24 protein-coding genes are annotated in these 26207 nt (G+C 69.7%); 9 read left to right on the top strand and 15 right to left on the bottom strand.

What is annotated here, in order from left to right:
• Positions 1 to 8 precede the first annotated feature (8 nt).
• Complete coding sequence (locus I6I07_RS28005; RefSeq protein WP_198484569.1) at positions 9 to 467, bottom strand: winged helix-turn-helix transcriptional regulator; 459 nt, start codon at positions 465 to 467, stop codon at positions 9 to 11.
• A 250-nt stretch (positions 468 to 717) separates the two neighbouring features.
• Between I6I07_RS28005 and I6I07_RS28000 the strand changes: the two genes are divergently transcribed.
• On the top strand, positions 718 to 1914 hold the full coding sequence (locus tag I6I07_RS28000; RefSeq protein WP_198484568.1) for an MFS transporter: 1197 nt from the start codon (positions 718 to 720) through the stop codon (positions 1912 to 1914).
• A 29-nt stretch (positions 1915 to 1943) separates the two neighbouring features.
• On the opposite strand, the gene I6I07_RS27995 is transcribed toward I6I07_RS28000, so the two are convergent.
• From I6I07_RS27995 to I6I07_RS27970, 6 genes are all read right to left on the bottom strand, one after another.
• Positions 1944 to 2237: a hypothetical protein gene (locus I6I07_RS27995; protein WP_116523017.1), complete on the bottom strand. Its 294-nt coding sequence runs from the start codon at positions 2235 to 2237 to the stop codon at positions 1944 to 1946.
• A gap of 1 nt (position 2238) precedes the next feature.
• Complete coding sequence (locus tag I6I07_RS27990) at positions 2239 to 2979, bottom strand: ABC transporter ATP-binding protein (RefSeq protein WP_006394140.1); 741 nt, start codon at positions 2977 to 2979, stop codon at positions 2239 to 2241.
• The gene (locus I6I07_RS27985; RefSeq protein ID WP_232625786.1) at positions 2967 to 3785 is read right to left on the bottom strand and encodes an ABC transporter permease; all 819 of its coding nucleotides are present in this window, start codon (positions 3783 to 3785) and stop codon (positions 2967 to 2969) included. Before I6I07_RS27985 ends, I6I07_RS27990 begins: the two co-directional genes overlap by 13 nt.
• On the bottom strand, positions 3782 to 4795 hold the full coding sequence (locus I6I07_RS27980) for an ABC transporter substrate-binding protein (protein WP_198484567.1): 1014 nt from the start codon (positions 4793 to 4795) through the stop codon (positions 3782 to 3784). The genes I6I07_RS27985 and I6I07_RS27980 overlap by 4 nt, the downstream gene beginning before the upstream one ends.
• Before the next feature lie 218 nt (positions 4796 to 5013).
• Complete coding sequence (locus I6I07_RS27975) at positions 5014 to 6783, bottom strand: acyl-CoA dehydrogenase (protein WP_198484566.1); 1770 nt, start codon at positions 6781 to 6783, stop codon at positions 5014 to 5016.
• Positions 6784 to 6811: 28 nt separating this feature from the next.
• Positions 6812 to 8449, bottom strand: a complete 1638-nt coding sequence (locus tag I6I07_RS27970; protein ID WP_198484565.1) for an acyl-CoA synthetase — start codon at positions 8447 to 8449, stop codon at positions 6812 to 6814.
• A gap of 194 nt (positions 8450 to 8643) precedes the next feature.
• On the opposite strand from I6I07_RS27970, the gene I6I07_RS27965 reads away from it, so the two are divergent.
• Positions 8644 to 9354 carry a Crp/Fnr family transcriptional regulator gene (locus I6I07_RS27965; RefSeq protein ID WP_198484564.1) on the top strand — a complete coding sequence of 237 codons (711 nt, stop codon included), beginning with the start codon at positions 8644 to 8646 and terminating at the stop codon, positions 9352 to 9354.
• Positions 9355 to 9364: 10 nt separating this feature from the next.
• Here the strand turns inward: I6I07_RS27965 and I6I07_RS27960 are convergent, their stop codons facing one another.
• Positions 9365 to 10066, bottom strand: coding sequence for an aspartate/glutamate racemase family protein (locus I6I07_RS27960; RefSeq protein WP_198484563.1), 702 nt, complete (start codon positions 10064 to 10066; stop codon positions 9365 to 9367).
• A 21-nt stretch (positions 10067 to 10087) separates the two neighbouring features.
• Positions 10088 to 10543 carry a MarR family winged helix-turn-helix transcriptional regulator gene (locus tag I6I07_RS27955; RefSeq protein ID WP_198484562.1) on the bottom strand — a complete coding sequence of 152 codons (456 nt, stop codon included), beginning with the start codon at positions 10541 to 10543 and terminating at the stop codon, positions 10088 to 10090.
• 224 nt (positions 10544 to 10767) lie between these two features.
• On the opposite strand from I6I07_RS27955, the gene I6I07_RS27950 reads away from it, so the two are divergent.
• Both I6I07_RS27950 and I6I07_RS27945 read left to right on the top strand, forming a co-directional pair.
• The gene (locus I6I07_RS27950; RefSeq protein WP_198484561.1) at positions 10768 to 13053 is read left to right on the top strand and encodes a nitric-oxide reductase large subunit; all 2286 of its coding nucleotides are present in this window, start codon (positions 10768 to 10770) and stop codon (positions 13051 to 13053) included.
• 177 nt (positions 13054 to 13230) lie between these two features.
• Positions 13231 to 14061: a formylglycine-generating enzyme family protein gene (locus tag I6I07_RS27945; protein ID WP_198484560.1), complete on the top strand. Its 831-nt coding sequence runs from the start codon at positions 13231 to 13233 to the stop codon at positions 14059 to 14061.
• Here the strand turns inward: I6I07_RS27945 and I6I07_RS27940 are convergent.
• The 3 genes from I6I07_RS27940 to I6I07_RS27930 form a co-directional block, all read right to left on the bottom strand.
• Positions 14058 to 14384, bottom strand: coding sequence for a hypothetical protein (locus tag I6I07_RS27940; protein WP_198484559.1), 327 nt, complete (start codon positions 14382 to 14384; stop codon positions 14058 to 14060). The genes I6I07_RS27945 and I6I07_RS27940 overlap by 4 nt on opposite strands.
• Positions 14381 to 15103 (bottom strand): DUF433 domain-containing protein, encoded by a 723-nt coding sequence (locus I6I07_RS27935; protein WP_198484558.1) that lies wholly within the window; start codon positions 15101 to 15103, stop codon positions 14381 to 14383. The genes I6I07_RS27940 and I6I07_RS27935 overlap by 4 nt, the downstream gene beginning before the upstream one ends.
• A 166-nt stretch (positions 15104 to 15269) precedes the next feature.
• Positions 15270 to 16046, bottom strand: a complete 777-nt coding sequence (locus I6I07_RS27930; protein WP_198484557.1) for a Crp/Fnr family transcriptional regulator — start codon at positions 16044 to 16046, stop codon at positions 15270 to 15272.
• A gap of 183 nt (positions 16047 to 16229) precedes the next feature.
• Here I6I07_RS27930 and nirK point away from each other — a divergent pair, with 183 nt between their 5' ends.
• The 3 genes from nirK to aceE all read left to right on the top strand — a co-directional run bounded on the left by nirK (position 16230) and on the right by aceE (position 20536).
• Positions 16230 to 17312, top strand: coding sequence for a copper-containing nitrite reductase (nirK, locus tag I6I07_RS27925; RefSeq protein ID WP_035360229.1), 1083 nt, complete (start codon positions 16230 to 16232; stop codon positions 17310 to 17312).
• 13 nt (positions 17313 to 17325) lie between these two features.
• Positions 17326 to 17652: a c-type cytochrome gene (locus I6I07_RS27920; protein ID WP_198484556.1), complete on the top strand. Its 327-nt coding sequence runs from the start codon at positions 17326 to 17328 to the stop codon at positions 17650 to 17652.
• A gap of 223 nt (positions 17653 to 17875) precedes the next feature.
• Entirely contained in the window at positions 17876 to 20536 is a 2661-nt protein-coding gene (gene aceE, locus I6I07_RS27915) for a pyruvate dehydrogenase (acetyl-transferring), homodimeric type (protein ID WP_198484555.1), read from the top strand.
• Between the two features lie 53 nt (positions 20537 to 20589).
• Here the strand turns inward: aceE and I6I07_RS27910 are convergent, their stop codons facing one another.
• Positions 20590 to 21213, bottom strand: a complete 624-nt coding sequence (locus I6I07_RS27910) for a LysE family translocator (RefSeq protein ID WP_198484554.1) — start codon at positions 21211 to 21213, stop codon at positions 20590 to 20592.
• Between the two features lie 211 nt (positions 21214 to 21424).
• Here I6I07_RS27910 and gorA point away from each other — a divergent pair, with 211 nt between their 5' ends.
• Complete coding sequence (gene gorA / locus I6I07_RS27905) at positions 21425 to 22783, top strand: glutathione-disulfide reductase (RefSeq protein ID WP_198484553.1); 1359 nt, start codon at positions 21425 to 21427, stop codon at positions 22781 to 22783.
• A 79-nt stretch (positions 22784 to 22862) separates the two neighbouring features.
• Here gorA and I6I07_RS27900 read toward each other — a convergent pair whose 3' ends face one another.
• Entirely contained in the window at positions 22863 to 23696 is an 834-nt protein-coding gene (locus I6I07_RS27900; protein ID WP_198484552.1) for a DUF72 domain-containing protein, read from the bottom strand.
• Positions 23697 to 23955: 259 nt separating this feature from the next.
• On the opposite strand from I6I07_RS27900, the gene I6I07_RS27895 reads away from it, so the two are divergent.
• On the top strand, positions 23956 to 24588 hold the full coding sequence (locus I6I07_RS27895; protein ID WP_006394158.1) for a LysE family translocator: 633 nt from the start codon (positions 23956 to 23958) through the stop codon (positions 24586 to 24588).
• Between the two features lie 33 nt (positions 24589 to 24621).
• Here the strand turns inward: I6I07_RS27895 and I6I07_RS27890 are convergent, their stop codons facing one another.
• Positions 24622 to 26151, bottom strand: coding sequence for a PLP-dependent aminotransferase family protein (locus I6I07_RS27890; RefSeq protein WP_198484551.1), 1530 nt, complete (start codon positions 26149 to 26151; stop codon positions 24622 to 24624).
• Between the last annotated feature and the right edge of the window lie 56 nt (positions 26152 to 26207).

The raw sequence follows: 26207 nt of genomic DNA, 5'->3' as shown, positions 1-26207 counted from the left end.
CGGACGCGCTAGGCGCGGTCGCCGCCGACCTTGCGCACCACGGTGTCGTCCGGCGCCAGCGCGCGCCCGTCCTGGGCGCGGATCTCCAGGCGCTGCACCGGCTGGCCGCGCTTGCGGTCGATGAGCGTGGAGTGCGGTTCGGCGGGGCCGTAGTAATGGTCTTCGCCCCATTGGCGCAGGCCGACGATGACGGGGAACAGCGCCTGGCCTTTTTCCGTCAGCACGTATTCCTGGTAGGCGCTGCCGTCCGAGGCCGGCGCCGCCGCCAGGATCTCGTGCGCCACCAGCGTGCGCAGGCGGTCGCTGAGGATGTTCTTGGCCACGCCCAGGCTTTTCTGGAATTCGCCGAAGCGCCGCACGCCATCGAAGGCGTCGCGCACGATCAGCAGCGACCACCAGTCGCCGATGGCGTCGAGCGCGCGCGCCACCGGGCAGGCGGCGCCTTCGAGGCTGGTGCGTTTGACCATGTCGTCCTGACCTTTGCCGCGCATCGCGGCGGAGGGAGATGTCGAATGTGTAGTTGCATTATAAAACTTCAAGGCATAGCATTCTGGTTTCGTAATAAAACTACTTGAGACCCTCATGCCAGACCGAACCGATCCTGCCCCTGCTGCTCCGCCATCTCCTGCATCTCCTTTATCCCCGGCATCCCCGGCATCCCCGGCATCCACGAAATCCGTGGAGTCCGCAGCATCCGCGGCCGCCTCCGCCGGCCGCATGCCCGCCGCCCTGGTGCTGCTGCTGGCCGTGGCCTGCGCGTTGAGCGTGGCCAACGTGTACTACGCGCAGCCGCTGCTGGATGCGATGGGCCGCGAGTTCCGCCTGGACGAGGGCGCGGTGGGCATCGTCGTCACCGCGACGCAGCTGGGCTGCGCGCTGGCGCTGGTGCTGGTGGTGCCGCTGGGCGACCTGCTCGACCGGCGCCGCCTGATGCTGGCGCAGCTGGGGCTGCTGGTGCTGGCGCTGGCCGCGGTGGCGCTGGCGTCCGCCGCGCCGTGGCTGCTGGCCGGCATGCTGGCGCTGGGCCTGCTCGGCACCGCCATGACCCAGGGCCTGCTGGCGCTGTCGGCCGCGCTGGCCGCGCCGGGCGAGCGCGGCCGGGTGGTCGGCGCGGTGCAGGGCGGCGTGGTGATCGGCCTGCTGCTGGCGCGGACCCTGGCGGGCGCCGTGGCCGACCTGTGGGGGTGGCGCGCGGTCTATTTGGTGTCGGCCGGCCTGGCCGCGCTGCTGGCCCTGGCGCTGGCCCGCTGGCTGCCGCGCCGCGCCTTGCCGACCGCGGGGCTGGGCTATGGCGCGCTGCTGCGCTCGATGTTCACCTTGCTGGCGAGCGAGCGGGTGCTGCGGGTGCGCGGCATGATCGCGCTGTTGATGTTCGCCGTCTTCAGCGCGTTCTGGACGGCGCTGGTGCTGCCGCTGAGCGCGCCGCCGCATTCGCTGACGCATACCGCGGTGGGCGCGTTCGGGCTGGTGGGCGTGGCCGGGGTGCTGGTGGCGGCGCGGGCGGGGCGGCTGGCCGATCGCGGCCATGCCCAGCTCACGACCGGCGCGGGCCTGGCGCTGCTGTGCCTGGCCTGGGTGCCGATCGCCTTCCTGGACCAGAGCCTGTGGGCGCTGGCGCTGGGCGTGCTGGTGCTGGACATCGCGGCGCAGGCGCTGCACGTGACCAACCAGGCCATGATTTTCGCCATCGGCGCGCAGGCCCACAGCCGGCTGGTCGGCGGCTACATGATGTTCTACGCGGTGGGCAGCGGACTCGGGTCGATCGCCTCGACCTTCGTCTATGCGCGGGCCGGCTGGCTCGGCGTGTGCGCGCTGGGCCTGGGGCTGAGCCTGGCGGCAACGGCGTTCTGGGCGCTGACGCTGCCGCGCAAGGCGGCGCTGGCGCCGGACTGCGCCACCACGCCGCGGGCATGAGGGGCGCGGGCGGGAATCCCGCGCCGGGTTCAGGCCCGGATGTAGGCCCAGCCTTCGCCCTGGCGCTGCGCCAGGTGCAGCACCGCCGCCGGCACGGTGCGCAGCGTGGCCGGCGCCTGGGCGCCGGTCGCGGCCAGCGTGTTGGCGCACAGCAGCAGGTGTTCGTCGGTGGCGTGCGATTCGGCCAGCGCGGCGGCCACGGCGCCGGCATTGGCGACGATTTCCACCTGGGCCTGCGGGTCGGCCTTCTTCAGGTTGGCGGCATTGCGGCGGGCGCGCTCCAGCGCGGCGGGCGTGGGCGCGTGTATCAGCAGTCGGATCATGTCAGTGGTGTTCGAGCGTGTGGGCGATGGCCGCCACTTGCCGCGCGAAGGCCGGATCGGCCCGGTCGCGCGGACGCGGCAGGTCGATATCGTAACTGCCCGCGATGTTGGCCGGGCGGCCGCCCAGCACCACCACCTTGTCGGCCAGGAACACCGCTTCCTCGATGTCGTGGGTGACGAACAGCACCGCCGCGCCGGACGCCTGCCAGACGCGGATCAGTTCCTGCTGCAGATTGCGGCGGGTGATGGCGTCGACCGCGCTGAAGGGTTCGTCCATCAGCAGCAGGTCGGGCTTGACCGCCAGCGCGCGGGCGATGCCGACGCGTTGCGCCTGGCCGCCGGACAGCTGGTGCGGCCAGCGGCGGCCGTAGTCGCCCAGGCCGGTCAATTGCAGCGCGGCGTCGACGCGCTGCTGCCGTTCCTGGCGATCCAGGCCCAGGCCTTCGAGGCCGTAGCCGACGTTGCCGCCGACCGTGCGCCATGGCATCAGGCGGCTGTCCTGGAACACCACCGCGCGGCTGCGGCGGCCGGGGCGCGCGGGCGCCTGGAAGCGGACCTCGCCGCTGGCGGGGTCGGCCAGGCCGGCGGCCGCGCGCAGCAGCGTCGATTTGCCCACGCCCGAGCCGCCCACCACGGCGACGAAGCTGCCCGCCTCGATCGCCAGCGACAGTCCCTGGATCACAGGTGCCTCGGCGCCCGGATGGCGGTACGAGAGTTTCGAGAATTCGATCACGGACGCCATTGCAGCACCTTGCTTTCGACCGTCGAGAACGCCAGGTCGCACAGCGTGTAGACCAGCGAGATGATCAGCATGTAGACCACCACCGCGTCGTAGGCGCCGACGCCGGCGGCGGCGTTCATTTCCTGGCCCATGCCGGGCACGCCCAGTAGTTCGGCGGCGATCAGCGTCATCCAGGCCTGGCCGATGCCGGTGCGCACGCCCGACAGCGCGCCGGGGGCGATGGCCGGCAGCGTCACGCCAAGGGCGCGCGCCAGGTAGCCGCCATGGCCGAAGGCGCGGGCCAGTTCGTAATAGCGCGGGTCGACGTTGCGCACCGCGCTGTAGGTGGCGAAGTAGTTGACCCAGAACACGCCGATGGCGATGACGAAGGCCGCGCCGGCATGGCTGACCTTGAACCAGGCAATGGCGAACACCACCCAGGCCAGCGGCGGGATCGGCCGCAGGATGCGCGCCAGATAGGCTTGCGCCAGGTCGAAGCGCGGCAGCGTGGCGGCCGCCAGGCCCACGCCGAAGCCCAGTGCGGTGCCCGCGGCCAGGCCCCAGAAGTAATGCACGAGGCTGGAGCCGATGGCCGGCAGCAGGCGGCCCGATTGCCATTCCTGGACCAACGTGGCGGGCAGCGCGAAGGGGTCGGGCAGGGTGCCTGGGGGCGCCCATTGCCAGATCAGCGCGGCCTTCCAGATGGCGATGAAGAGGGCCAGTCCGCCGAGGCCGTACGCCGCGCGGCGCGCGGCGGCGAACCCCGGCGGCGTGCCCTTGCGGGCCTGCGGCGCGGGGCCGGCCAGGGCCGGGGCGGTCTGGCTCATTGCTTGTTGGCCTTGTCGTAGAAGCGGGTGTCGAACAGCTGCTTGACGTCGACCTTGGCGGCTTCGACCGTGCCCAGGCTGGCCTGGAAGGTCTGCAGTTCGGCGGTGGCGTCGACGATGGCGTGTGGATCGGCCACGAACTGGTCATGTGAATTGCGGATGGCCTTCTCGACCAGCGCGCGGTCCAGGCGGCCGCCGCCGACGTACTTCTGCACGTGGGCCGCGGCGCGGGCCGGATCGTTCTTGAGCAGGGCGGTGGCGGCGAGCTGGGCGTCCACCAGCTGCTGCACGGCCTCGGGGTGCTCGGCGATCAGCTTGTCGCGCACCAGCAGCACGGCGCCGGGCTGGTTCGGGAACAGCTGCGAGCCGCGGGCCACCACGCGCGATTCCGGCACGCGGGTCAGCACGGTGGTGACGGTGGGTTCGAGGATGGCGGCGCCATCGATGGCGCCGGTCAGCAGCGACTGCTGGATCTGCGCCTCGCCCTGGTAGATCAGGTCCAGGCTGGCCGGGTCGGCCTTGAGGCGGTTGCGCAGCCAGTATTGCAGCGCGGCCTCGGGCACGGCGCCCTTGGGGTAGCTGGCGATGACGGGCTTTCTGCCCTTGTCCTTGGCGAAGCGGGCGAACGCGGTGGCCGGATCGCCCGAGGCGAAATACGGCGCCAGCGCGCCCAGCGCGACCACGTTGACCTGCTCGACGATGTTGGAGGCCACCACCTTGATGCCGGCGCCCCTGGCGCTGGCCACCAGCGCCGGGCCGATGCCGACGTAGGCCACGTCCAATTGGCCGGCCAGCAGCGCCTGCGTCAGCGCGGGGCCGCTCTGGAACTGCACCAGCTTGGGCGCCGGAGCGCCCTTGGCCTGCAAGGTGCCTTCTTCGAGCGCCACGAACAACTGCGCGTCCGGCAGGATCGGCAGGTAGCCGATTTCCAGCGCGGGCGGCGCGGCGTGGGCGGGAGCGAGGGACGTGGCGGCGGCGATGACGGCGGCGGTGAACAGCTTGCGGAACATGGAAGAGGGGTCCTGAACGACGGCGCCTTGGTGCGGCTGGCGGCTTGCCCGCGGGTCCGGGCTTCCCGGATCTGCTTAGCAATTTTAGATATGTTCATGCCTTTTTATTATTCATTTTGGTTATATGCTTAACGGCGTCGCGCCCCATGAAAAAAGACCGCCGTGGCGGTCTTTCGGGGGCAGGGGCGCGGCCGGCCTGGCGCGGCCGCCGCCGGGCATCATGGCTGCACGGCGTACTCGTTCGACCCCGCCACCACCGCCGCCAGCCCCGGCGCCTGGGTCAGCTTGTGCAGCGCGTAGGTCTGGGCCGTGGCGATCTTGGCCTGGTGGAAGGCCGGATCCTCGTCCTGGAGGTCCAGCGACGCCAGCAGCGCGCGCGCCATCTGCCAGCCGGCCAGCACCGTGCCCGCCAGCAGCAGGTAGGGCACGGCCGCGCCGAACACCGCGTTGGGATGCGCGGCGGCGTTGGCCACCACGAAGTCGACGGTGTTGGCCAGTGCCAGGCGGCCTTGGCGCAGCGGCGTCAGCACCAGGCGGGCGGCCGGCTCGGCGCGGGCCTGCAGCGCTTCCTCGGTCTTGCGGATTTCCTCGATCAGCGCCTGCGCCACCGCGCCGCCGTCGCGCAGCGTCTTGCGGCCGACCAGGTCGTTGGCCTGGATCGCGGTGGTGCCTTCGTAGATGGTGAGGATGCGGGCGTCGCGGTAGTACTGGGCGGCGCCGGTTTCCTCGATGAAGCCCATGCCGCCGTGCACCTGCACGCCCAGGCTGGCGACGTCGATGGAGGCCTCGGTGCACCAGCCCTTGACGATCGGCACCAGGAATTCCTGCACCGCCAGGTGGCGAGCGCGCGCGGCGGGGTCGGCGCTGGCGTGGGCCAGGTCGGCGTGGCCGGCGGTGTAGTAGGCCAGCGCGCGGCCGGCCTCGGTCAGGGCGCGCATGGTGCCCAGCATGCGGCGCACGTCCGGGTGCTGGATGATGGGCACGGCGTCGCGCGAGGAGCCGTCCACCGGGCGGCTCTGCACGCGCTCGGCGGCGTAGGCCAGCGCGTGCTGGTAGGCGCGGTCGGCCACCGCGATGCCCTGCACGCCGACGGCGAAGCGGGCCGCGTTCATCATGATGAACATCGCGTCCAGGCCACGGTTTTCCTGGCCCACCAGGTAGCCGATGGCGCCGCCCGCGTCGCCGAACTGCAGCGTGGCGGTGGGGCTGGCCTTGATGCCGAGCTTGTGCTCGATCGACACGCAGGTGACGTCGTTGCGCGCGCCCAGCGAGCCGTCGTCGTTGACCAGGAACTTGGGCACCAGGAACAGCGAGATGCCCTTGACGCCCTCGGGCGCGTCCGGCAGGCGCGCCAGCACCAGGTGGATGATGTTCTCGGCCAGGTCGTGCTCGCCGTAGGTGATGAAGATCTTGGTGCCGGAGATGCGGTAGGTGCCGTCGCCGACCGGCTGCGCGCGGCTGCGCAGCAGCGCCAGGTCGGAGCCGGCCTGCGGCTCGGTCAGGTTCATGGTGCCGGTCCATTGGCCTGACAGCATCGGGCCGATGAAGCGCTCGCGCAGTTCGGGCGAGCCGGCCGTCAGCAGCGCCTCGACCGCGCCGTTGGTCAAGAGCGGACACAAGGCGAACGACAGGTTGGCGGCGTTGAGCATTTCGGAGCAGGGCGCGCCCAGGAGGCCGGGCAGGCCCTGGCCGCCGTATTCGGCCGGATGCGTCATGCCCTGCCAGCCGGCCTCGGCGTATTGGCGGAAAGCCTGCTTGAAGCCGGGCGAGGTGGTCACGGCGCCATCGCGCCAGGCGCTGGGCTCGCGGTCGGCGGGATGGTTCAGCGGCGCCAGCACGTCGGCGGCGAAGGTGGCGGCTTCCTCCAGCACGGCCTGGGCGGTGTCGGGCGTGGCTTCGGCGTATTGCGGCAGCGCGGCCACTTGCGGCAGGCCGGCAAGGTGGTTCAGCACGAACAGCATGTCTTTCACGGGGGCTTGGTACGTCATGGCGTCGGAGCTCCGGGTAGGAAGGGAATCAGGTGGCGTCGATGGCGCGGGTGGAACCCACCGCGGCGCGCAGTTCGAATTTCTGGATCTTGCCGGTCGAGGTCTTGGGCAGTTCGCCGAAGCGCACCGCGCGCGGCACCTTGAAGCCGGGCAGCAGCAGCTTGCAGTGCGCGATGATCTCTTCGGCGGTGGCGCTGCAGCCGGGCTTGAGCTCGACGAAGGCGCACGGCGTCTCGCCCCATTTCGGGTCGGGCATGGCCACCACCGCCACGGCGGCCACGGCCGGATGGCGGTAGAGGGCATCCTCGACCTCGATGCTGGAGATGTTCTCGCCGCCCGAGATGATGATGTCCTTGCTGCGGTCCTTGATGCGGATGTAGCCGTCGGGCGTCATCACGCCCAGGTCGCCAGTGTGGAACCAGCCGCCGCTGAAGGCCTCGTCGGTGGCGCGCTCGTTCTTCAGGTAGCCCTTCATGCAGATGTTGCCGCGGAACATGATCTCGCCCACGGTCTGCTCGTCGGCCGGCACTTCTTCCATGGTGTCGGGGTTGCGCACCGAGACGCCGGCCTGCAGGTGGTAGCGCACGCCCTGGCGCGCGGTCAGCAGGGCGCGCTGTTCGTCTTCGAGGTCGTCCCAGGCGTCCTGCGTCGCGCACACGGCGGCGGGGCCGTAGACCTCGGTCAGGCCGTAGACGTGGGTCAGCTCGAAGCCGATTTCCTTCATCTTGGCGATCACCGCGGGCGCCGGCGCGGCGCCGGCCACCATGGTGCGCACGGTGTGGGTGATGCCGGCGCGCAGCTCGGCCGGGGCGTTGGCCAGCGCGCTCTGCACGATGGGCGCGCCGCAGTAGTGGGTGACGCCCTCGGCGCGGATCAGGTCGAACACGGTCTTGGGATCGAACTTGCGCAGGCAGACGTTGACGCCGGCGCGGGCCGCCACGGTCCAGGCGAAGCACCAGCCGTTGCAGTGGAACAGCGGCAGGGTCCACAGGTAGACCGGATGCTTGGGCATGTCCCATTCGAGGATGTTGCTGACGGCGTTGAGATACGCGCCGCGGTAGTGGTAGACCACGCCCTTGGGATCGCCGGTGGTGCCGGAGGTGTAGTTCAGCGCGATCGCGTCCCACTCGTCGGCCGGCGGGCGCCAGTCGAACGTGGCGGGGGCGGCGGCCAGGAAGGCCTCGTAGTCGGTGGCGCCGGGCAGGGTGGCCGGGGCGCCGTCCAGGTCGTGCACGGATATCACTTTCAGGTGCGGGAACTCGGCGCGGGCGCGCTGCGCGAGCTCGGCGTATTCGGTGTCGACGATCAGCGCGCGGGCCTCGCCGTGGCCCAGCATGAACAACACGCTGGGCGTATCCAGGCGGGTGTTGAGGGTGTTGAGCACGGCGCCCAGCATCGGCACGCCGAAATGCGCCTCGACCATGGCGGGGATGTTCGGCAGCATTACTGCCACCGTGTCGCCGCGCTGGATGCCGGCGGCGGCCAGCGCGCCGGCCAGGCGTTGCGCGCGTTCGTAGGTCTGGGCCCAGGTGCGGCGCACGGCGCCATGCACCACGGCCAGGCGGTTGCCGTAGACCTGCGCGGCGCGGGCGATGAAGTCGACCGGGGTCAGGGGCTCGTAGTTGGCGTCACGGCGTGCCAGGCCGTGGTCGAACAGGCTGCTCATGCTTGTCTCCTGTGGGGCGCGGGGCGCCCGGATATGCTTTTATGCGGGAAACTTGATCTGGATCGCCGGTATTGACCTGTAGCCGGAATCCCGCTGCTTGCTAGAGCTTATCGGCCGCCGGAAAATGGTGTCTGTCGCCTGCACGACAGACCTTTTTCCGGGCGCCCAACCCGCAGTTTTACACGGTTCTTTCCATGTCCGATGTTTCAAACGTTGTTTCCCAGACCGAGCTGGCCGAACTGCTGCGCGGCTGCGCCTGGTTCACCGCGCTGGACGCCTCGCACCAGGCGCTGGTGCTGGCCACGGCGCGCGCCGAACACGTGGCCAGCGGCGCCTGGATCGCGCGCCGCAACGCGCCGTCGGACTACTGGCTGGGCGTGCACAGCGGCCTGCTCAAGCTGGCGATCTACAACGAATCGGGACGCAGCTGCACGTTCTCGGGGGTGCCGCCGGGCGGCTGGTTCGGCGAGGGCAGCGTCATCAAGCGGGAGCTGCGCAAGTACGACGTGGTGGCGATCCAGCCGTCGCTGGTGCTGCTGGTGCCGGCCGCCACCTTCCACGCGCTGCTGGCGGCCAGCCTGCCGTTCTCGCATTTCGTCATCGGCCAGCTGAACGATCGCATGGGCGAGTTCATCGCCTCGATCCAGAACCATCGCCTGCTGGATGCCGATGCGCGCGTGGCGCAGTCGCTGGCGCAGCTGTTCAACCCGCAGTTGTATCCGTCCACCGACCTGACGCTGGCGATCTCGCAGGAAGAACTGGGCTACCTGACCGGCCTGTCGCGCCAGCGCGTCAACCAGGCGCTGCAGACGCTGGCGGACCAGGGCATGCTGGCGCTGTCGTACAACCAGATCAAGGTGTTGACGCTGGACCGGCTGCGCCAGTACGGGCTGGATCAGCTCTGAGCGCGCGGGGTCAGGCCAGGGCGCGGTCGAGGGCGGCGCGCGCCAGGATGCGGGTGGAGTCCAGCGCCGGCAGCGCGCAATTGGCGTCGTTCAGCACCAGCGGCAATTCGGTGCAGCCCAGCACCACCGCGTCGCAGCCGGCATCGCGCAGCCGCGCCACCACGCCTTGCAGCAAGACCACCGATTCGGGCTTGAAGACGCCGTACACCAGTTCGTCCATGATGACGCGCGCCAGCAGGTCGCGGTCGTCAGGCGCCGGGCGCACGTAGTCCAGGCCGCGCGCCCGCAGCTTGTCGGGGTACACCGCGCTGTCGACCAGCCAGCGGGTGCCGAGCAGGCCGATGCGGCGCAGGCCGCGGGCGGCGGCCACGGCCGCGACTTCCTCGGCGATGTGCAGCCACGGCAGCGGCGACTGTGGCAGCACGTGGCCCAGGGCCTGGTGGATGGTGTTGTCGGGGCAGACCAGGAAATCCGCGCCGGCGCGCGCCAGGCGGTCGGCGGAGGTCAGCATCAGGGCGCCCACGCCGGCCAGGTCATCGCGTTCCAGGCAGGCCACGTAGTCCGCCAGCGACAGGCTGTGCAGCGACACCTCGGGGTGCGCGTGCGGCCCCAGGCGTTGCGCGCCCTCGGCGCAGAGGGTGCGATAGCAGAGCGCGGCGCCTTCCGCCGAGCAGGCGACGATGCCGATGTGCAGGGGCGGACGGGCGGGCATGCGGACTCCGTGGCGGCCGGATCAGGCGGCGGGTTTGGACAAGGCCCGCACATGGCGGGCGATCTGGCGGAACTGCTCGGCCATGGCGTCCTGCTGCGCCTGCGGCAGCTGCGACAGGAACAGTTCGTCGATGGCCGGGCCGTAGACCTTCCACATCTTGCGGCGCAGGGCCAGGCCTTCCGGCGTGATGCGGGCATAGGTGGCGCGGCGGTCTTCGTCGGAACGGAAGCGCTCGACCAGCCCGGCGGCCTCGATGCGGTCCATCAGGCGCGTCAGGTTGTAGCGCGCGATGACCATGCGCTCGGCCATCTCGAACATGCGCGCGGTGCCCTCTGGCGCGCGTTCCAGCGCCCATAGCGCGTCGTACCACGCCAGCGGCGGCAGGCCGGCGGCGGACAGTCGTTTTTCGATCTCTTCCACCACCAGCGCATGCGCGGTCAGGAAGAGGCTCCACGCGTCGGGCTTGCCCGTGGCCATGCGGTCGCTTCCTTGTCTTGAGATTTTCGCTGCCCGGATTGTAGAGGCCCCGGCCGTCGCGGGCAGGGTCGAAAACACCGCGGGCGGGTCCTTTATACCGCGACCGACCCGGGTAGATACCACCGCGCCGGTTTCAACTCCATGATTTTGCGGCGCTTTTCCCTGGCACGGAATTCGCGTTAGCGGACATACCCCACAACGCAACACAGGAGGGTGTCCCCATCATGGGCCCGTATAAAAAGTTATGGTTCACGCTGATCGCCGTGCTGGCGGTCACGTTCGCATTGCTCGGCTTCTACGGCGGCGAAGTCTACCGCCAGGCGCCGCCGATTCCCCAGGAGGTCGCCAGCGCCGACGGCACGCGCCTGTTCGGCCGCGACGACATCCTGGACGGCCAGACCGCCTGGCAGTCGATCGGCGGCATGCAGCTGGGCTCGATCTGGGGCCACGGCGCCTACCAGGCGCCCGACTGGACCGCCGACTGGCTGCACCGCGAGCTGACGGCCTGGCTCGACCTGGCGGCGCGCGACGCGCATGGCCGCGACTACGGCCAGCTCGACGCGCCGGCCCAGGCCGCGCTGCGCGAGCAGCTCAAGGCCGAGTACCGCGCCAACCGCGCCGACGCGGCCGGCGGCAAGCTGGTGCTGAGCCCACGCCGCGCGCAGGCGGTGGCGCAGACAGCGGCCTACTACGACCAGCTGTTCTCGGACGCGCCGGCGCTGCACACCAGCCGCGAGCACTACGCCATGAAGGAGAACACGCTGCCCGACGCGAAGCGCCGCCAGCAGCTGACGCACTTTTTCTTCTGGACCGCCTGGGCCGCCGCCACCGAGCGCGAAGGAACCTCGGTCACCTACACCAACAACTGGCCGCACGAACCGCTGATCGGCAACCATCCGAGCAGCGAGAACGTGATGTGGTCGATCATCAGCGTGGTGGTGCTGCTGGCCGGCATCGGCCTGCTGGTGTGGGCCTGGGCCTTCCTGCGCGGCAAGGAGGAACCCGAGCCGCCGGCGCCGGCGCAGGACCCGCTGACCACCTTCGCCCTGACGCCGTCGCAGCGCGCGCTGGGCAAGTACCTGTTCCTGGTGGTGGCGCTGTTCGGCTTCCAGGTGCTGCTGGGCGGCTTCACCGCGCACTACACGGTCGAGGGGCAGAAGTTCTACGGCATCGACCTGTCTCAGTGGTTCCCGTATTCGCTGGTGCGCACCTGGCACCTGCAGAGCGCGCTGTTCTGGATCGCCACCGGCTTCCTGGCCGCGGGCCTGTTCCTGGCGCCGCTGATCAACGGCGGGCGCGATCCGAAGTACCAGAAGGTCGGGGTCGACATCCTGTTCTGGGCGCTGGTGCTGGTGGTGGCCGGTTCGTTCACGGGCAACTACCTGGCGATCGCCCAGATCATGCCGCCGGACCTGAACTTCTGGCTGGGCCACCAGGGCTATGAATACGTCGACCTGGGCCGCCTGTGGCAGATCGGCAAGTTCGCCGGCATCTGCTTCTGGCTGGTGCTGATGCTGCGCGGCATCGTGCCGGCGCTGCGCACGCCGGGCGGCGACAAGAACCTGCTGGCGCTGCTGACCGCATCCGTCGGCGCCATCGGCCTGTTCTACGGCGCCGGCTTCTTTTACGGCGAGCGCACCCACCTGACCGTGATGGAGTACTGGCGCTGGTGGATCGTGCACCTGTGGGTCGAAGGCTTCTTCGAAGTGTTCGCCACCACCGCGCTGGCCTTCATCTTCTCGACCCTGGGCCTGGTGTCGCGCCGCATGGCCACCACCGCCAGCCTGGCCTCGGCCTCGCTGTTCATGCTGGGCGGCATTCCCGGCACCTTCCACCACCTGTACTTCGCCGGCACCACCACGCCGGTGATGGCGGTGGGCGCCAGCTTCTCGGCGCTGGAAGTGGTGCCGCTGATCGTGCTGGGCCACGAGGCCTGGGAGAACTGGCGCCTGAAGACGCGCGCGCCGTGGATGGAAAACCTGAAGTGGCCGCTGATGTGCTTCGTCGCGGTGGCCTTCTGGAACATGCTGGGCGCGGGCGTGTTCGGCTTCATGATCAACCCGCCGGTGTCGCTGTACTACATCCAGGGCCTGAACACCACGCCGGTGCACGCGCACGCCGCGCTGTTCGGGGTCTATGGTTTCCTGGCGCTGGGCTTCACGCTGCTGGTGCTGCGCTACATCCGGCCGCAATACGCGCTCAGCCCCGGCCTGATGAAGCTGGCGTTCTGGGGGCTGAACCTGGGCCTGGCGCTGATGATCTTCACCAGCCTGCTGCCGATCGGCCTGATCCAGTTCCACGCCAGCGTCAGCGAAGGCATGTGGTACGCGCGCAGCGAGGCCTTCATGCAGCAGGACATCCTCAAGACCCTGCGCTGGGGCCGCACGTTTGGCGACGTGGTGTTCCTGCTGGGGGCGCTGGCGATGGTGGTGCAGGTCATCCTGGGCCTGCTGAGCGGCAAGCCGGCCGCGGCCGAGCCGGTGCTGCGGGCCGAGCCCGCGCGCCGCTAGCGGCTTGCTCCGTGGATGCGCGCCTCAGGCGCGTCCGCGGGGCGGCGCACCGACCCGCTTGTTTGCGCCCCGTCCATCCCGCTCATTGCGCCAGCGCAAAGAGAGCGGGGCCGGACGGGGCTTCAATGACAGCGGACCTCGGGGCATCGCGGCCCCGGGCACAACCGGAGCGCCGTCATGCGCCGCCTGCTGGCCGTCGTCTTTCTCGTCCTGCCGTTGTCCGCCTGTGGGCCCGCCGAGCGGGCCCATTCCATTTCTCCCGAGGTGTCGCGGCTGCCGCCCGGCCAGGTGGCCTACCTGCCGCCGGGCGAAACGCTGCGCAACGGCTATCCGGTCTCGCCGGCGCCGCTGACCGCGGACATGGCGCGAGGCCTGCTCATCATGAAGCGCCAGGTCAGCCAGGCCGAATACGCGGCCTGTGTCCGCGCGGGCGGCTGCAAGCCGCTGGATCCGGCCTTCCGTGAACTGCGCGCGCCGGACCTGCCGGCCGTGGGCCTGAGCTGGACCGACGCGTCGGCCTACGCGGCCTGGTTGTCGGCCCGCACCGGGCAGCGCTGGCGGCTGCCCACCTATGCCGAATGGGTCTATGCGGCGGGCGACGCCTACCGCGAGGAAACGCCGCTGCCTGCCGCGGACGGCGATCCGGCGCAGCGCTGGCTGGCCGAGTACGACGCGCAGGCCCGGCGCGGCCAGGAGGCCACCGAGGTGCGGGCCTTCGGCGCGTACGGCGTCAATGCGACGGGCCTGATGGACGTGGCGGGCAGCGTGTGGGAATGGACCGATGACTGCTACACGCGGCGCATCCTGGCGCTCACGCAGGGCGGCGCGGCGGGAGCAGCGGGCGCCGATGACGGCGCCGACCGCAACTGCGGCATCCGCGTGGCGGCGGGGCGGCACATCGCCTATCTGCCGGACTTCATCCGCGACCCCAAGGGCGGCGCCTGCTCGGTCGGCGTGCCGCCGGCCAACCTGGGGCTGCGGCTGGTGCGGGAGGAGGGGCCGGCCTAGCGCGGCCCGGCCTGATGCGCGGGGGCGGCGTCGGACATGTCGAAGCCAACAATCGATGGGGCCGAGATCGACCTATAACTGCCGAAATCGACTCGAAATACGCCACGGTACTTCCAGTGCGGAGGCCTCCACGGCATTCGCCTGGACCAGTTCTTTTCCCGGCCCAGCAGCTCGAGCCATTCCAGGTCTTTGGTGTTGGCGGGGAATCGTTCGCGCAGTTGAACAACCTTTCCCAGTGCGGTGCTTGTAAATCTGCGTATGCTTGCCACGGCCATGGTGGCCGCCCAGGCAGGCGGTAGATTGTTGTCGAAGAGAAAGTTCAATGATTCCTCTGCTTCAGACCGGATTCGAACCGGACAGCAGAGCGCACAAATCTGTGCGGAACATCGTAGATCGCCGACGTAGTCACGATGGCGCCTTCGTTTTCACCTTCCGCAAGATATGAGGCGTAAAGAACGTCCGTCGGCGTCCCTGTATCTTCGATGATGGGGCTGCCGAATTGCCTTGATGGATCAAGGACAATCCGTTCGCGTTTTGGGGTTGGATACCACTTTGTCGCCTGGGTGCCGTTGTATTCGATACCCGTGTATAGCGATGGCGTAATGATGTCGCGGAAGACGTTTTGACGATTCTTCAAATCGACGAGCGACGCTCCTTCGCTTTCAGCCTCTTTCAGCGCTTCGCCAAAGATCGTCTTGCCATCGGTCTTGAATTGCAGGTTCGTGAACGGATATGCGACACCGTAGATGGAGCGCGCGCTTTCCAGGCATTTCCGTATGACGATGAGCGGAATTCCATGTTGGATAAACGCTCGGACGAACCGGACTTCCAGAAGGTCTTGGAAGCCAATGATCGGCTCTTCGTATTCGGAGGTGTCCACCTGCGTCTGCCAGAGCGGTGGAGAAAACGCTCGCATGTGTTCGCCGTCCGGGCCTTTTTTGGGAAAGTGATACCCAAATAGCCAACGGTTCAAGTCGCGCGGTTTGGCCTGCACCAGTCTGCCGGCTTCCCGCAGAGAATAGATTCCAGTGCCGTTGTACATGGTGAAAGTGCTGAAAAGGTGGAATCCAGTTTAGCACCGGGCATGCCGGGCATGAGGGTGTCATTTTTGACACTGGGTCGATTTGTGCGCAGCTTCTGGTGGACGCAATTCCTGTCGCAAGAAACGATATCAGCGGGCCGAGAAGGTGGTCGAGCAGTAGCAGCAGCTACCGCTTTTCAGCGCTCAAATCCGTAGCGATGCCTGGCGGCCCGTCGATACAGGACGCGCAGCCCGCACAGCCCGCCGCCGGCGCATGCGCGCCGACCCGCGCCAGCGCGGCGGGCGAGCGCAGCACGATGCGCTTGCGGCCGCTGTCGACGATGCCGCGCTGCTTCCAGCCGCTGAGCAGGCGGCTGACGGTGTGCAGCGTGGTGCCGGTCATCTCGGCGATGTCCTGGCGCGTGATCGGGAAGGCGATGCCGATGCCGTCGGCGGTGGGTTGGCCGGCGCTGTCCACCAGCCGCAGGATGGCGCGCGCCACGCGCTGTTCAACCTCTTCGTTGGACAGCTCCTGGATGCGCAGGTGCGCGTCCTGCAGACGCTGGCCCATGGTCTGCAGGGCGAGTGCCGCCAGTTGCGGATGGTGGCTGGTGAAGCGTTCCCAGAGCGCGTCCGGCCAGGCCAGGCAGACGCTTTCCTGCACCGCCAGCACGGTGGCGGGATAGCGCGGCTGGCGCATGGCGCAGGCCAGGCCGAACAGGTCGCCGGGATTGACGTAGCGCACCACCACCTGGCCGCCTTCGGGCGTGACCTGCGCCACTTTCAGGCAGCCGCTGAGCAGCACGAAGAAATGCGCCGCGCTGGCGCCCTGGTGGTAGACCACGGCGCCGGCCTCGAGCCGGCAGGGCTGCGCGCCGCGCAACGCGGATTCCAGCTGCGCGTCGGACAGGGGCTTGAACAGGTCCAGATTGCGCAGCAGGGCATGACAAAGGGGCGACGACATGACGGGCTCCGGACAGGGCGGGGATGCCGCTTTCATGGTGGCATCGCCACGCGGCCGTGGCAATGCGCGCGCCGCGTCAGGTTGGCGCCGAGTTTGCGCTACAGCAAAGAACGGGGAGGGCGCGCGCCTTTCAATAGGGCTGCCGACCTACACGGCAGTTGAAAACCCGATAAGGAGCTGGACATGAACGCATTACGGCCCACTTTGCTGGCGGCGGCGCTGGCTTTCTCGATGGCCGCGGGGACCGCCTGGGCGCAGGACGCCGACAAGCTGCCCCACACCAAGGTCACGCTGGTGGCCCCGCCCCAGGTGCATCCGCACGAGCAGGCGACCAAGTCGGGTCCCAAGGTCGTCGAATTCACCATGACCATCGAGGAAAAGAAGATGGTGATCGACGACAAGGGCACGACGCTGCAGGCCATGACGTTCAATGGCTCCATGCCCGGCCCCACGCTGGTGGTGCACGAGGGCGACTACGTCCAGCTGACGTTGGTCAACCCGGCCACCAACGCCATGCCGCACAACGTCGACTTCCACGCAGCCACCGGCGCGCTGGGCGGCGCCAAGCTGACCAACGTCAATCCGGGCGAACAGGCCACGCTGCGCTTCAAGGCCGACCGCAGCGGCACTTTCGTCTACCACTGTGCGCCCGAAGGCATGGTGCCGTGGCACGTGGTGTCGGGCATGAGCGGCACGCTGATGGTGCTGCCGCGCGACGGTCTCAAGGACCCGCAGGGCAAGCCGCTGCACTACGACCGCGCCTACACCATCGGCGAGTTCGACCTGTACATCCCCAAGGGCGCGGACGGCAAGTACAAGGACTACGCCACGCTGGCCGAAAGCTACGGTGACACGGTGCAGGTGATGCGCACGCTGACGCCGTCGCACATCGTCTTCAACGGCAAGGTCGGCGCGCTGACCGGCGCCAATGCGCTCACCGCCAAGGTTGGCGAGACCGTGCTGCTGATCCACTCGCAGGCCAACCGCGACACCCGTCCGCACCTGATCGGCGGCCATGGCGACTGGGTCTGGGAGACCGGCAAGTTCGCCAATCCGCCGCAGCGCAACCTGGAGACCTGGTTCATCCGTGGCGGGTCGGCTGGCGCCGCGCTCTACACCTTCAAGCAGCCCGGGGTGTACGCCTACCTGAACCACAACCTGATCGAGGCGTTCGAGCTGGGCGCGGCCGGCCACATCAAGGTCGAGGGCAAGTGGAACGACGACCTGATGAAGCAGATCAAGGCGCCCGCGCCGATCCCGCGCTGAAGAGGAACCCGCCATGTTTCCCGCAATCAGAATCGCCGTGGCCGTCGGCCTGGCCGCGGGCGGGCTCGCCACCGCCGCGGCAGAGTCCCCGGCGCAGCTCGACCCGGCCGGTGAAAAGCTTTACCGCTCGGCCTGCGTGGTGTGCCACGCGAGCGGCGTGGCCAACGCGCCCAAGCTGGGCGACAAACAGGCCTGGGCGCCGTTCCTGGCGCAGGGCGCCGACGCGCTGCTGGCCACCGTGCTCAAGGGCAAGGGCGCCATGCCGCCGCGCGGCGGCACCGCCGCCGACGAGGCCTCGCTGCGCGCCGCCGTGGCGTACATGATGGCCGCCGCGCGCTAGCGCGGCGCGATGGGGCCACGGTCCGCCAGTCGGGTCGTGGCCCCGCGTCTTTTGCGGCCAGCGGCCGTTTCCTGGCGATCCTTCTGAATAGTTGCACTTGCAATTGTTCAAAAACCTCCATACGATTGCAATTGCACATTATGCAAATGCAATTCACGATGTGAAACGATGGCGCCGACCTTTCGTGTCCAGGCGCCGCTTCCGCACCACAAGGAGGATGCCCATGGAACCCGAGATCGACTGCGTCGACATCGACCCCGAAGAAACCAGTGAGTGGCTGGACGCGATGCAGGCGGTGCTGGCCCACGAAGGCCTGCCGCGCACGCACTACCTGCTGGACCGCCTGATCGACCAGGACCGCGACCGCAGCGGCGGCTACGCCACGGCCGGCGTCACGCCCTACGTCAACACGATCGGCCTGCCGGCCCAGGCGCCGTTCCCCGGCGACACCCGCATCGAGGCGCGGCTGGACGCCTACCTGCGCTGGAACGCCATGGCCATGGTGCTGCGCGCCGGCAAGCATTCCGGCGTGGGCGGGCACATCGCCACCTACGCCTCGGCCACCACCCTGTACGAAACCGGCTACCGCCATTTCTTCCGCGCCGCCACGCCGGACTACCTGGGCGACATGCTCTACATCCAGGGCCATTCGGCGCCCGGCATCTACGCCCGCGCCTACCTGGAAGGGCGCCTGTCCGAGGCCGAACTGGACCGCTTCCGCCGCGAGATCGGCGGCGGCGGGCTGGCCTCGTATCCGCACCCGCGCACCATGCCCGGGTTCTGGCAGTTCCCGACCGTGTCGATGGGCCTGGGCCCGCTGATGGCGGCCTACCAGGCGCGCTACATGCGCTACCTGGAAGACCGCGGCCTGATCGCGGCGCAGGACCGGCGCGTCTGGGGTTTCCTGGGCGACGGCGAGCAGGACCAGCCCGAGACGCTGGCGGCGGTGGCCATGGCCGGCCGCGAAAAGCTCGACAACCTGATCTTCGTGGTCAACTGCAACCTGCAGCGCCTGGACGGCCCGGTGCGCGGCAACGCCAAGATCATCCAGGAACTGGAAAGCGTCTATCGCGGCGCCGGCTGGAACGTCATCAAGGTGATCTGGGGCGGCGGCTGGGACGCGCTGCTGGCGCAGGACCACGACGGCCGCCTGCGGCGTCGCATGATGGCGTGCGTGGACGGCGAATACCAGGTGTTCAAGGCGCGCGGCGGCGCCTACGTGCGCGAGCATTTCTTCGGTGCCGACCCGGTGCTGCTGGAACGCGTGGCGCACCTGAGCGACGACGAGATCGGCGCGCTCAACCGCGGCGGCCACGACCCGGTCAAGATGCATGCGGCCTACGCCGCGGCGCTGGCGCATCGCGGCCAGCCCACGGTGATCCTGGCCAAGACGGTCAAGGGCTACGGCATGGGCGCGGCCGGCGAGGCCGCCAACACCAACCACCAGCAGAAGAAGATGGCCGACCCGGCGGTGCGCGCCTACCGCGATCGCTTCGCCTTGCCGGTGCCGGACGAGCGCCTGGAAGAGATCCCGTACATCAGGCCGGAACCCGGCACGCCGGAACAGGCCTACCTGGAAGCGGCCACCCGGCGCGCCGGCGGCCACCTGCCGCTGCGCCCGGCCGGCCCCGGGCCGCAGGCCACGCCCGCGCTGGAGGCGTTCGCCGCGCACCTGAAGGGCAGCGACGGCCGCGAGTTTTCCACCACCATGGCGTTCGTGCGCATCCTGGCGCAGTTGCTCAAGGATCCGGAGATCGGCGCGCGCGTGGTGCCCATCGTGCCCGATGAATCGCGCACCTTCGGCATGGACGGCATGTTCCGCCAGGTCGGCATCTATTCGCACGTGGGCCAGCTGTACACGCCGCAGGACGCCGATCAGCTCAGCGTCTACCGCGAGGACCGGCGCGGCCAGATCCTGCAGGAAGGCATCAACGAATCAGGCGCCATGGCCTCGTGGATCGCCGCCGCCACCGCCTACAGCACCCACGGCGTGGCCACGATTCCGTTCTACATCTTCTATTCGATGTTCGGGTTCCAGCGCGTCGGCGACCTGGCCTGGGCGGCCGGCGACATCCGCGCGCGCGGCTTCCTGCTGGGGGCGACCTCGGGCCGCACCACGCTGGAGGGCGAGGGCCTGCAGCACGACGACGGCCACAGCCACGTGCTGGCCTCGGTCATCCCGTCGTGCATCGCCTATGACCCGGCCTATGCCTACGAGATCGCGGTGATCGTGCAGGACGGCATGCGCCGCATGTACCAGGAGGAGGAAGACGTCTTCTACTACCTGACGCTGATCAACGAGAAGACCGCCCACCCGCCGATGCCGGAAGGCGCCGAGGCCGGCATCCTCAAGGGCATGTACCGCCTGCGCGAGGGCGGTCCGGGCGAGGCGCGCGCGCAGTTGCTGGGCAGCGGCGCCATCCTGGGCGAGACCCTGGCCGCGGCCGACCTGCTGCAACAGGACTTCGGCGTGGCGGCCGACGTCTGGAGCGTCACCAGCTATTCGGAGCTGCGCCGCGACGGGCAGGAGACCGAGCGCTGGAACCGCCTGCATCCGCTGGACGCGGCGCGCCAGGGGTTCGTCGAGACCCGCCTGGCCGACACCCGGGGGCCGGTGATCGCGGCCACCGACTACATGAAGACGGTGGCCGAGCAGATCCGTCCTTTCGTGGGGCGCCGCTACGTGACGCTGGGCACCGACGGCTTCGGCCGCTCGGACACGCGCCAGGCGCTGCGGGCGTTCTTCGAGGTGGACCGGCACCACATCGTGCTGGCCACGCTCAAGGCGCTGGCGGACGAGGGCGTGTTGCCGGCCGAGCGGGCGGCCGAGGCGATCCGGCGCTACGGGCTGGATCCGGAGGCGGTGTCGGCGGCCTTGCCGTAAGGCGGGGCGCGGACCGGGCGGCGGCGCTGCCGTCGCCCGCGCCCCGTCGATCTTCAGGCGCGGCGCGCCAGCAACGCCCAGATGCCGGCGGCGGACAGCAGCGCGCCGCCGCCGAGGTTGAAGCCGCGCTGCGCGCGCGGCGAGGCCAGCAGGCGGCGCGCCGAACCGGCGAACACCGCGTAAGCGGTGGCGTTCAGGCCGGCGCAGGCCACGAAGGTGGCCGACAGCGTCCACAGCTGGCGCGTGACGTCGCCCGCCGGATCGATGAACTGCGGCAGGAAGGCGACGAAGAAGATGATGCCCTTGGGGTTCAGCGCCGTCACCAGGTAGGTGTTGGCGAACAGCTTCCAGCGCGAGCCGGCCGCGCCGGCCTGCGGCAGCGTGGCGGGAGCCACCCCGGCGCGCAGCAGCTTGACGCCCAGGTACAGCAGGTACAGGCCGCCTGCGGTCTTGACCACGGTGAACCAGAACGCCGAGGCCGACAGCAGCGCGCCCAGGCCCAGCAGCGACAGGGCCAGGGCGGTGGAATCGCCCAGCGCCACCGCCAGCACCAGCGGCAGGCGGGCGCGGCGGCCATGGGTGATGGAATAGCTGATGACGGTGAGGATCGTGGGGCCGGGCAGCATCAGCAGCAGGGCGGACGCGCCGACGAAAGCCAGCCAGGTGTCGAGCGACATGGATCTTGCTCCGTGGAAGGACGGGACGGCGATGGCGCCCCAGGCGGCCACTGTAGCGCAAGGCGGCGCGCCCCGGGCATTCGCCGGATTCCGGCGGCGCAAGGGGCCATGGCCAGTGGGGGCAAGCCGGCAGGCAAGGGCGCGGTGGTGCAAAATAGCGCTTCTCCCGACAGTGAACGCGTCCCGGCTCCGGGACGGCGAAGGAAACACCATGGCATTCGATTTCGACCTGTTTGTGATCGGCGCGGGCTCCGGCGGCGTGCGCGCGGCCCGCTTCGCGGCCGGTTTCGGCGCCCGCGTGGCGGTGGCGGAAAGCCGCTACCTGGGCGGCACCTGCGTCAACGTGGGCTGCGTGCCCAAGAAGCTGCTGGTCTACGGCGCCCACTACAGCGAAGATTTCGAGCAGGCCCACGGCTTTGGCTGGAGCGCCGGCCAGCCCAGCTTCGACTGGCCCACGTTGATCGCCAACAAGAACTGCGAGATCGAGCGTCTTAACGGCATTTACCGCAACTTGCTGGTCAATAGCGGCGTGACGCTGCTGGAAGCCCATGCCCGCATCAAGGATCCGCACACGGTCGAGGTCGACGGCAAGACCTACACCGCCGCCCACATCCTGGTGGCCACCGGCGGCTGGCCGCAGGTGCCGGACATCCCTGGCAAGGAACACGCCATCACCTCGAACGAGGCCTTCTTCCTGGAGACGCTGCCGCGCCGCGTGCTGGTGGTGGGCGGCGGCTACATCGCGGTCGAGTTCGCCTCCATCTTCAACGGCATGGGCGCGCAGACCACCCAGGTCTACCGCGGCCCGCTGTTCCTGCGCGGCTTCGACCAGGCGGTGCGCGAGCACCTGCGCGACGAGCTGCTCAAGAAGGGCATCGACCTGAAGTTCGACGCCGACGTGGCCCGCATCGACAAGCGCGCCGACGGCACTCTGGCCGCCACGCTCAAGGACGGCAGCGTGATCGAGACCGATTGCGTGTTCTACGCCACCGGCCGCCGCCCGATGCTGGACAACCTGGGCCTGGAGAACACCGGCGTCAAGCTCGACGCCAAGGGCTTCATCGCGGTCGACGACGAATACCGCACCAGCGAAGCGTCGATCCTGGCGATCGGCGACGTCATCGGCCGCGTGCCGCTGACGCCGGTGGCGCTGGCCGAGGGCATGGCGGTGGCGCGCCGCCTGTTCCGCCCCGAGGAATACCGCAAGGTCGACTACAAGCTGATCCCGACCGCCGTGTTCAGCCTGCCCAACATCGGCACCGTCGGCATGACGACCGAAGAGGCGCGCGCGGCCGGCCACACGGTCAAGCTGTTCGAAAGCCGCTTCCGCCCCATGAAGCTGACGCTGACCGAGTCGCAGGAAAAGACCCTGATGAAGCTGATCGTGGACGCCGACACCGACAAGGTGCTGGGCGTGCACATGGTCGGCCCGGAAGCCGGCGAGATCGTGCAGGGCATCGCCATCGCGCTCAAGGCCGGCGCCACCAAGCGCGTGTTCGACGACACCATCGGCATCCACCCGACCGCGGCCGAAGAGTTCGTGACGCTGCGCACGCCGGTCGCGAACTAAGGCCGGCGCCGGCCTTCCCCGGGGCCGGCATTCCATGCGACCCCGGCCGGCATGGCGGCGGCGGACGCCCGCGCGCCCGCTACAGCCGCTCGATCATGGCGCGCGCCGCCGCCGGCGCGCGCTCCTTGGCGCCGTTGATGAAGAACGCGAACACGTCGCGCGCATGCGCCGCGCCGGCCGGCTTGCGCGGGTCCACCCGCGGCAGGTCGGCCGGATCGCCGCCCTGCGCCCAGGTGCGCAGGCGCTCGGCCCACGCGTCCAGCACCTTGGGCGCGTAGCCGGCCTTGAAGGCGGCGCTGGCGCGCATCAGGCGGGCATAGACGAAATCGGCGGTGCGGTCGGCCAGCGACGGATAGTCCTCGCTGTCGGTGTAGACCGTGGCCACGCGGTAGCGGCGCGCCAGGGCCAGGTAGGCCTCGCAGGCAAAGCTGGCATGGCGCACGTCCATCACGTGGCGCAGCGGCAGGCCGTCGACCTGGTCCGGCAACAGCGCCAGGAAGGCGCCGAAGTCGTCGGCGTCGAACACCTTGGTGGGCGCGAACTGCCACACGATCGGTCCCAGCTTGGGCCCCAGCTCGGCGATGCCGCCATGCACGAAGCGGTGCACGGATTCCCCCGCGCCGGCCAGTTCGCGGCGGTTGGTGGCGTAGCGCGAGGCCTTGAGCGAGAACACGAAGCCATCCGGCGTCTCGTCGCGCCACTTGGCGAAGGTGGCCGGTTTCTGGCTGCTGTAATAGGTGCCGTTGATCTCGATGGCGGTGAGCTGGCGGCTGGCGTATTCGAGTTCGCGCGCGTGCGGCAGGCCTTCCGGGTAGAAGGGGCCGCGCCATGGCGCGTAGGTCCAGCCGCCGATGCCGACGCGGATGGCGCCGGCGCGAGGGGCGGCGGACGGGGACGATGGGCGTGGCGGCATGGGCGGATCCTCCCGCGACTGGCGGTGCGACCCGACCACTGTATCCCGGTCCGGCCGGGCGGCCCATCCGGCCACATTTAAAAGCGGCGCGATTGTTGTATGCGGGCCGCGCGCCGGCGCCGCCGCCTGCGCGGGCCGGTCCGCGGCGGCCGCGCAACAGGCGCGCCGCGGTCCCAGAAAAATCGCGCTGTTCCGATACAGATTTCAGATAATGTGACGGCTCATCCCCCCACTACCGACCGGCCCGCGCCGGCGCATCATGCCTGACATTGCCAATCTCCTGACGTTCGCCCTGGTCGCCCTGGGCATGGTGCTCACGCCCGGGCCCAACATGATCTATCTGGTGTCGCGCTCGATTTCGCAGGGGCCCAAGGCCGGCCTGATTTCGCTGTCCGGGGTGGCGGTGGGGTTCATCTTCTATGTGCTGTGCGCGGCCTTTGGCCTGACGGTGCTGCTGATGTCGGTGCCGTTCGCCTACGACGCGCTGCGCTTTGGCGGCGCGCTCTATCTGCTGTACCTGGCCTGGCAGGCGGTGCGCCCGGGCGGCCGCTCGCCGTTCCAGGTGCGCGAGCTGCCGGCCAGCAGCCCGCGCACGCTGTTCACGATGGGCCTGGTGACCAACCTGCTCAATCCCAAGATCGCCGTGCTGTACGTGTCGCTGCTGCCGCAGTTCATCCAGCCCGACCATGGCAGCGTATTCACCCAGTCGATCGCGCTGGGCCTGACGCAGGTCGCCATCAGCCTGTCGGTCAACGCGGTCATCGCCATCATGGCTGGCTCGATCGCCGGTTTCCTGGCCGGCCGGCCGCTGTGGATCGTGATCCAGCGCTGGCTGATGGGCACGGTGCTGGCCGGCCTGGCGGTGCGCATGGCGCTGGATTCGCGCCGTTGAACATTCTCCGCTGAACGCGGCCCCGGCCGCGCGTCAGCGTCGCGGCGTCGCGGCCAGCCTTCCCAATTGCCGGACCAGCGCCGGGAAACGGTCGGCGCTGGTGTTGCCGTAGCCGATCACCAGGCCGTTGTCCTGCGGCTGCGGCGTGATGGCGAAGGTCGACAGCGCGTTGGGATTCATGCCCAGCTGGCGCGCCTGTTCGACGATGGCGCGGTCCGGGATGTCCGGCGGCAGCCGCACCGTCAGGTGCAGGCCGCTGTGGCCGCCCAGCACTTCATGGTCGACGCCCAGGTGCTGCGCCAGCGCCTCGCGCAGGGCCGCCTGGCGGTCGCGGTACAGCCGCCGCATGCGGCCCAGGTGGCGCGAGAACTGGCCGTTGTCGATGAAGGCGGCCATGGTCAGCTGTTCCAGCCGGTGCCCGCCGCGCAGCATTTCCGTGATCGACGGCATGGCCGGTTCGGCGATGGCCTGCGGCAGCACCAGGAAGCCCAGCCGCAGGGCGGGGAACATGGTCTTGCTGAAGGTGCCCACGTACAGCACCGGCGCGTCCGGCAGCAGGCCCTGCATCGCGGCGATCGGCTCGCCCTGGTGGCGGAATTCGCTGTCGTAGTCGTCCTCGATGATCCAGGCGCCGGCGCGGCGCGCCCGTTCCAGCAGGTCGAGCCGGCGCGCCAGCGACAGCACGGCGCCGGTCGGGTACTGGTGCGTCGGCGTGGTCTGGATCAGGCGCGGCGGCCGCGCGCGCCAGTCGTCGTCGCTGATCGCCACGCCATCGACATCGACCCGCATCGCCACCACGTTCAGGTCGCCCGCGTGGAAGGCCGACTTGGCGCCCCGGTAGCCGGGCTCTTCGAGCCAGGCGGTGTCGCCGGGGTTGGTCAGCAGTTGCACGCACAGCGCCAGCGCGCCCTGGGCGCCTTCGGTGATGACGATGCGCGAGGCGTCGCAGCGCACCCCGCGCGAGACCCGCAGGTATTGGGCGATAGCTTCGCGCAGCGCCGGTTCGCCCACCGGCGGGCCGTAGCCCAGGGTGGCGGCGGGGGCGGCCTGCAGCGCCCGGTCCTGGGCCCGGCGCCAGGCGTTGATGGGGAACTGGGTCAGGGCCGGCGTGCCCGGCGTGAGCGGCAGCGAGCCGTCGTTGGGCGCGCGCGTCGAGACGATGCGCGACAGCCGCGTGGCGGTGCGGAAGGCCGGCGCTTCGGGGAGGGAGCCCCGCCCGGTGGTCCGCTGGGCGGCCTGTCTCGCGGCGCTGGCGGCCGTGGCCGACAACGGCGCCACGCGGGTGCCCTGGCGGTCGGCGATGACATAACCCTCGGCCGTCAGCTGCTCATAGGCGATCAGCACCGTGTTGCGCGAGATGTCGAGCTCGTCGGCCAGCACGCGCGAGGCCGGCAGCTTGCCGCCGGCGGGCAACTGGCCCGCCAGGATGGCCTGCTTGAGCCGCTGGATCAGCTGGCGTTGGCGCGGCAGGGCGCCCGGCCCGCGCGCCAGCGGGCTGGAGAGCAGGGCGGCTTGGTCGGTCATGGCTCTATTAAATTCAAGGGTCGTGGTGCTTTTTATCATGCCACGATTTGGCTATCGTGGGAGCATGCCAGGCCCGCCGCGACGGAAAAACCTGG

Source organism: Achromobacter deleyi (genome assembly GCF_016127315.1).
In the GTDB taxonomy this organism is placed as follows: Bacteria; Pseudomonadota; Gammaproteobacteria; order Burkholderiales; family Burkholderiaceae_B; genus Achromobacter; species Achromobacter insuavis_A.
This window is presented reverse-complemented; position numbering and strand designations above follow the sequence as displayed.

What these genes read in the sequence shown, in the direction of transcription:
- I6I07_RS27890 (WP_198484551.1), bottom strand. Translation starts at nt 26,151, where the DNA reads ATGATAAAAAGCACCACGACCCTTGAATTTAATAGAGCCATGACCGAC.
- I6I07_RS27980 (WP_198484567.1), bottom strand. Translation starts at nt 4,795, where the DNA reads ATGTTCCGCAAGCTGTTCACCGCCGCCGTCATCGCCGCCGCCACGTCC.
- I6I07_RS27895 (WP_006394158.1), top strand. Translation starts at nt 23,956, where the DNA reads ATGCCTGACATTGCCAATCTCCTGACGTTCGCCCTGGTCGCCCTGGGC.
- I6I07_RS27930 (WP_198484557.1), bottom strand. Translation starts at nt 16,046, where the DNA reads ATGTCGTCGCCCCTTTGTCATGCCCTGCTGCGCAATCTGGACCTGTTC.
- aceE (WP_198484555.1), top strand. Translation starts at nt 17,876, where the DNA reads ATGGAACCCGAGATCGACTGCGTCGACATCGACCCCGAAGAAACCAGT.
- gorA (WP_198484553.1), top strand. Translation starts at nt 21,425, where the DNA reads ATGGCATTCGATTTCGACCTGTTTGTGATCGGCGCGGGCTCCGGCGGC.
- I6I07_RS27955 (WP_198484562.1), bottom strand. Translation starts at nt 10,543, where the DNA reads ATGGCCACGGGCAAGCCCGACGCGTGGAGCCTCTTCCTGACCGCGCAT.
- I6I07_RS27970 (WP_198484565.1), bottom strand. Translation starts at nt 8,449, where the DNA reads ATGAGCAGCCTGTTCGACCACGGCCTGGCACGCCGTGACGCCAACTAC.
- I6I07_RS27950 (WP_198484561.1), top strand. Translation starts at nt 10,768, where the DNA reads ATGGGCCCGTATAAAAAGTTATGGTTCACGCTGATCGCCGTGCTGGCG.
- I6I07_RS27995 (WP_116523017.1), bottom strand. Translation starts at nt 2,237, where the DNA reads ATGATCCGACTGCTGATACACGCGCCCACGCCCGCCGCGCTGGAGCGC.
- I6I07_RS27975 (WP_198484566.1), bottom strand. Translation starts at nt 6,783, where the DNA reads ATGACGTACCAAGCCCCCGTGAAAGACATGCTGTTCGTGCTGAACCAC.
- I6I07_RS27945 (WP_198484560.1), top strand. Translation starts at nt 13,231, where the DNA reads ATGCGCCGCCTGCTGGCCGTCGTCTTTCTCGTCCTGCCGTTGTCCGCC.
- I6I07_RS27910 (WP_198484554.1), bottom strand. Translation starts at nt 21,213, where the DNA reads ATGTCGCTCGACACCTGGCTGGCTTTCGTCGGCGCGTCCGCCCTGCTG.
- I6I07_RS28000 (WP_198484568.1), top strand. Translation starts at nt 718, where the DNA reads ATGCCCGCCGCCCTGGTGCTGCTGCTGGCCGTGGCCTGCGCGTTGAGC.
- I6I07_RS27920 (WP_198484556.1), top strand. Translation starts at nt 17,326, where the DNA reads ATGTTTCCCGCAATCAGAATCGCCGTGGCCGTCGGCCTGGCCGCGGGC.
- I6I07_RS27935 (WP_198484558.1), bottom strand. Translation starts at nt 15,103, where the DNA reads ATGTACAACGGCACTGGAATCTATTCTCTGCGGGAAGCCGGCAGACTG.
- I6I07_RS27985 (WP_232625786.1), bottom strand. Translation starts at nt 3,785, where the DNA reads ATGAGCCAGACCGCCCCGGCCCTGGCCGGCCCCGCGCCGCAGGCCCGC.
- I6I07_RS27965 (WP_198484564.1), top strand. Translation starts at nt 8,644, where the DNA reads ATGTCCGATGTTTCAAACGTTGTTTCCCAGACCGAGCTGGCCGAACTG.
- I6I07_RS27960 (WP_198484563.1), bottom strand. Translation starts at nt 10,066, where the DNA reads ATGCCCGCCCGTCCGCCCCTGCACATCGGCATCGTCGCCTGCTCGGCG.
- I6I07_RS27900 (WP_198484552.1), bottom strand. Translation starts at nt 23,696, where the DNA reads ATGCCGCCACGCCCATCGTCCCCGTCCGCCGCCCCTCGCGCCGGCGCC.
- I6I07_RS27990 (WP_006394140.1), bottom strand. Translation starts at nt 2,979, where the DNA reads ATGGCGTCCGTGATCGAATTCTCGAAACTCTCGTACCGCCATCCGGGC.
- I6I07_RS28005 (WP_198484569.1), bottom strand. Translation starts at nt 467, where the DNA reads ATGGTCAAACGCACCAGCCTCGAAGGCGCCGCCTGCCCGGTGGCGCGC.
- nirK (WP_035360229.1), top strand. Translation starts at nt 16,230, where the DNA reads ATGAACGCATTACGGCCCACTTTGCTGGCGGCGGCGCTGGCTTTCTCG.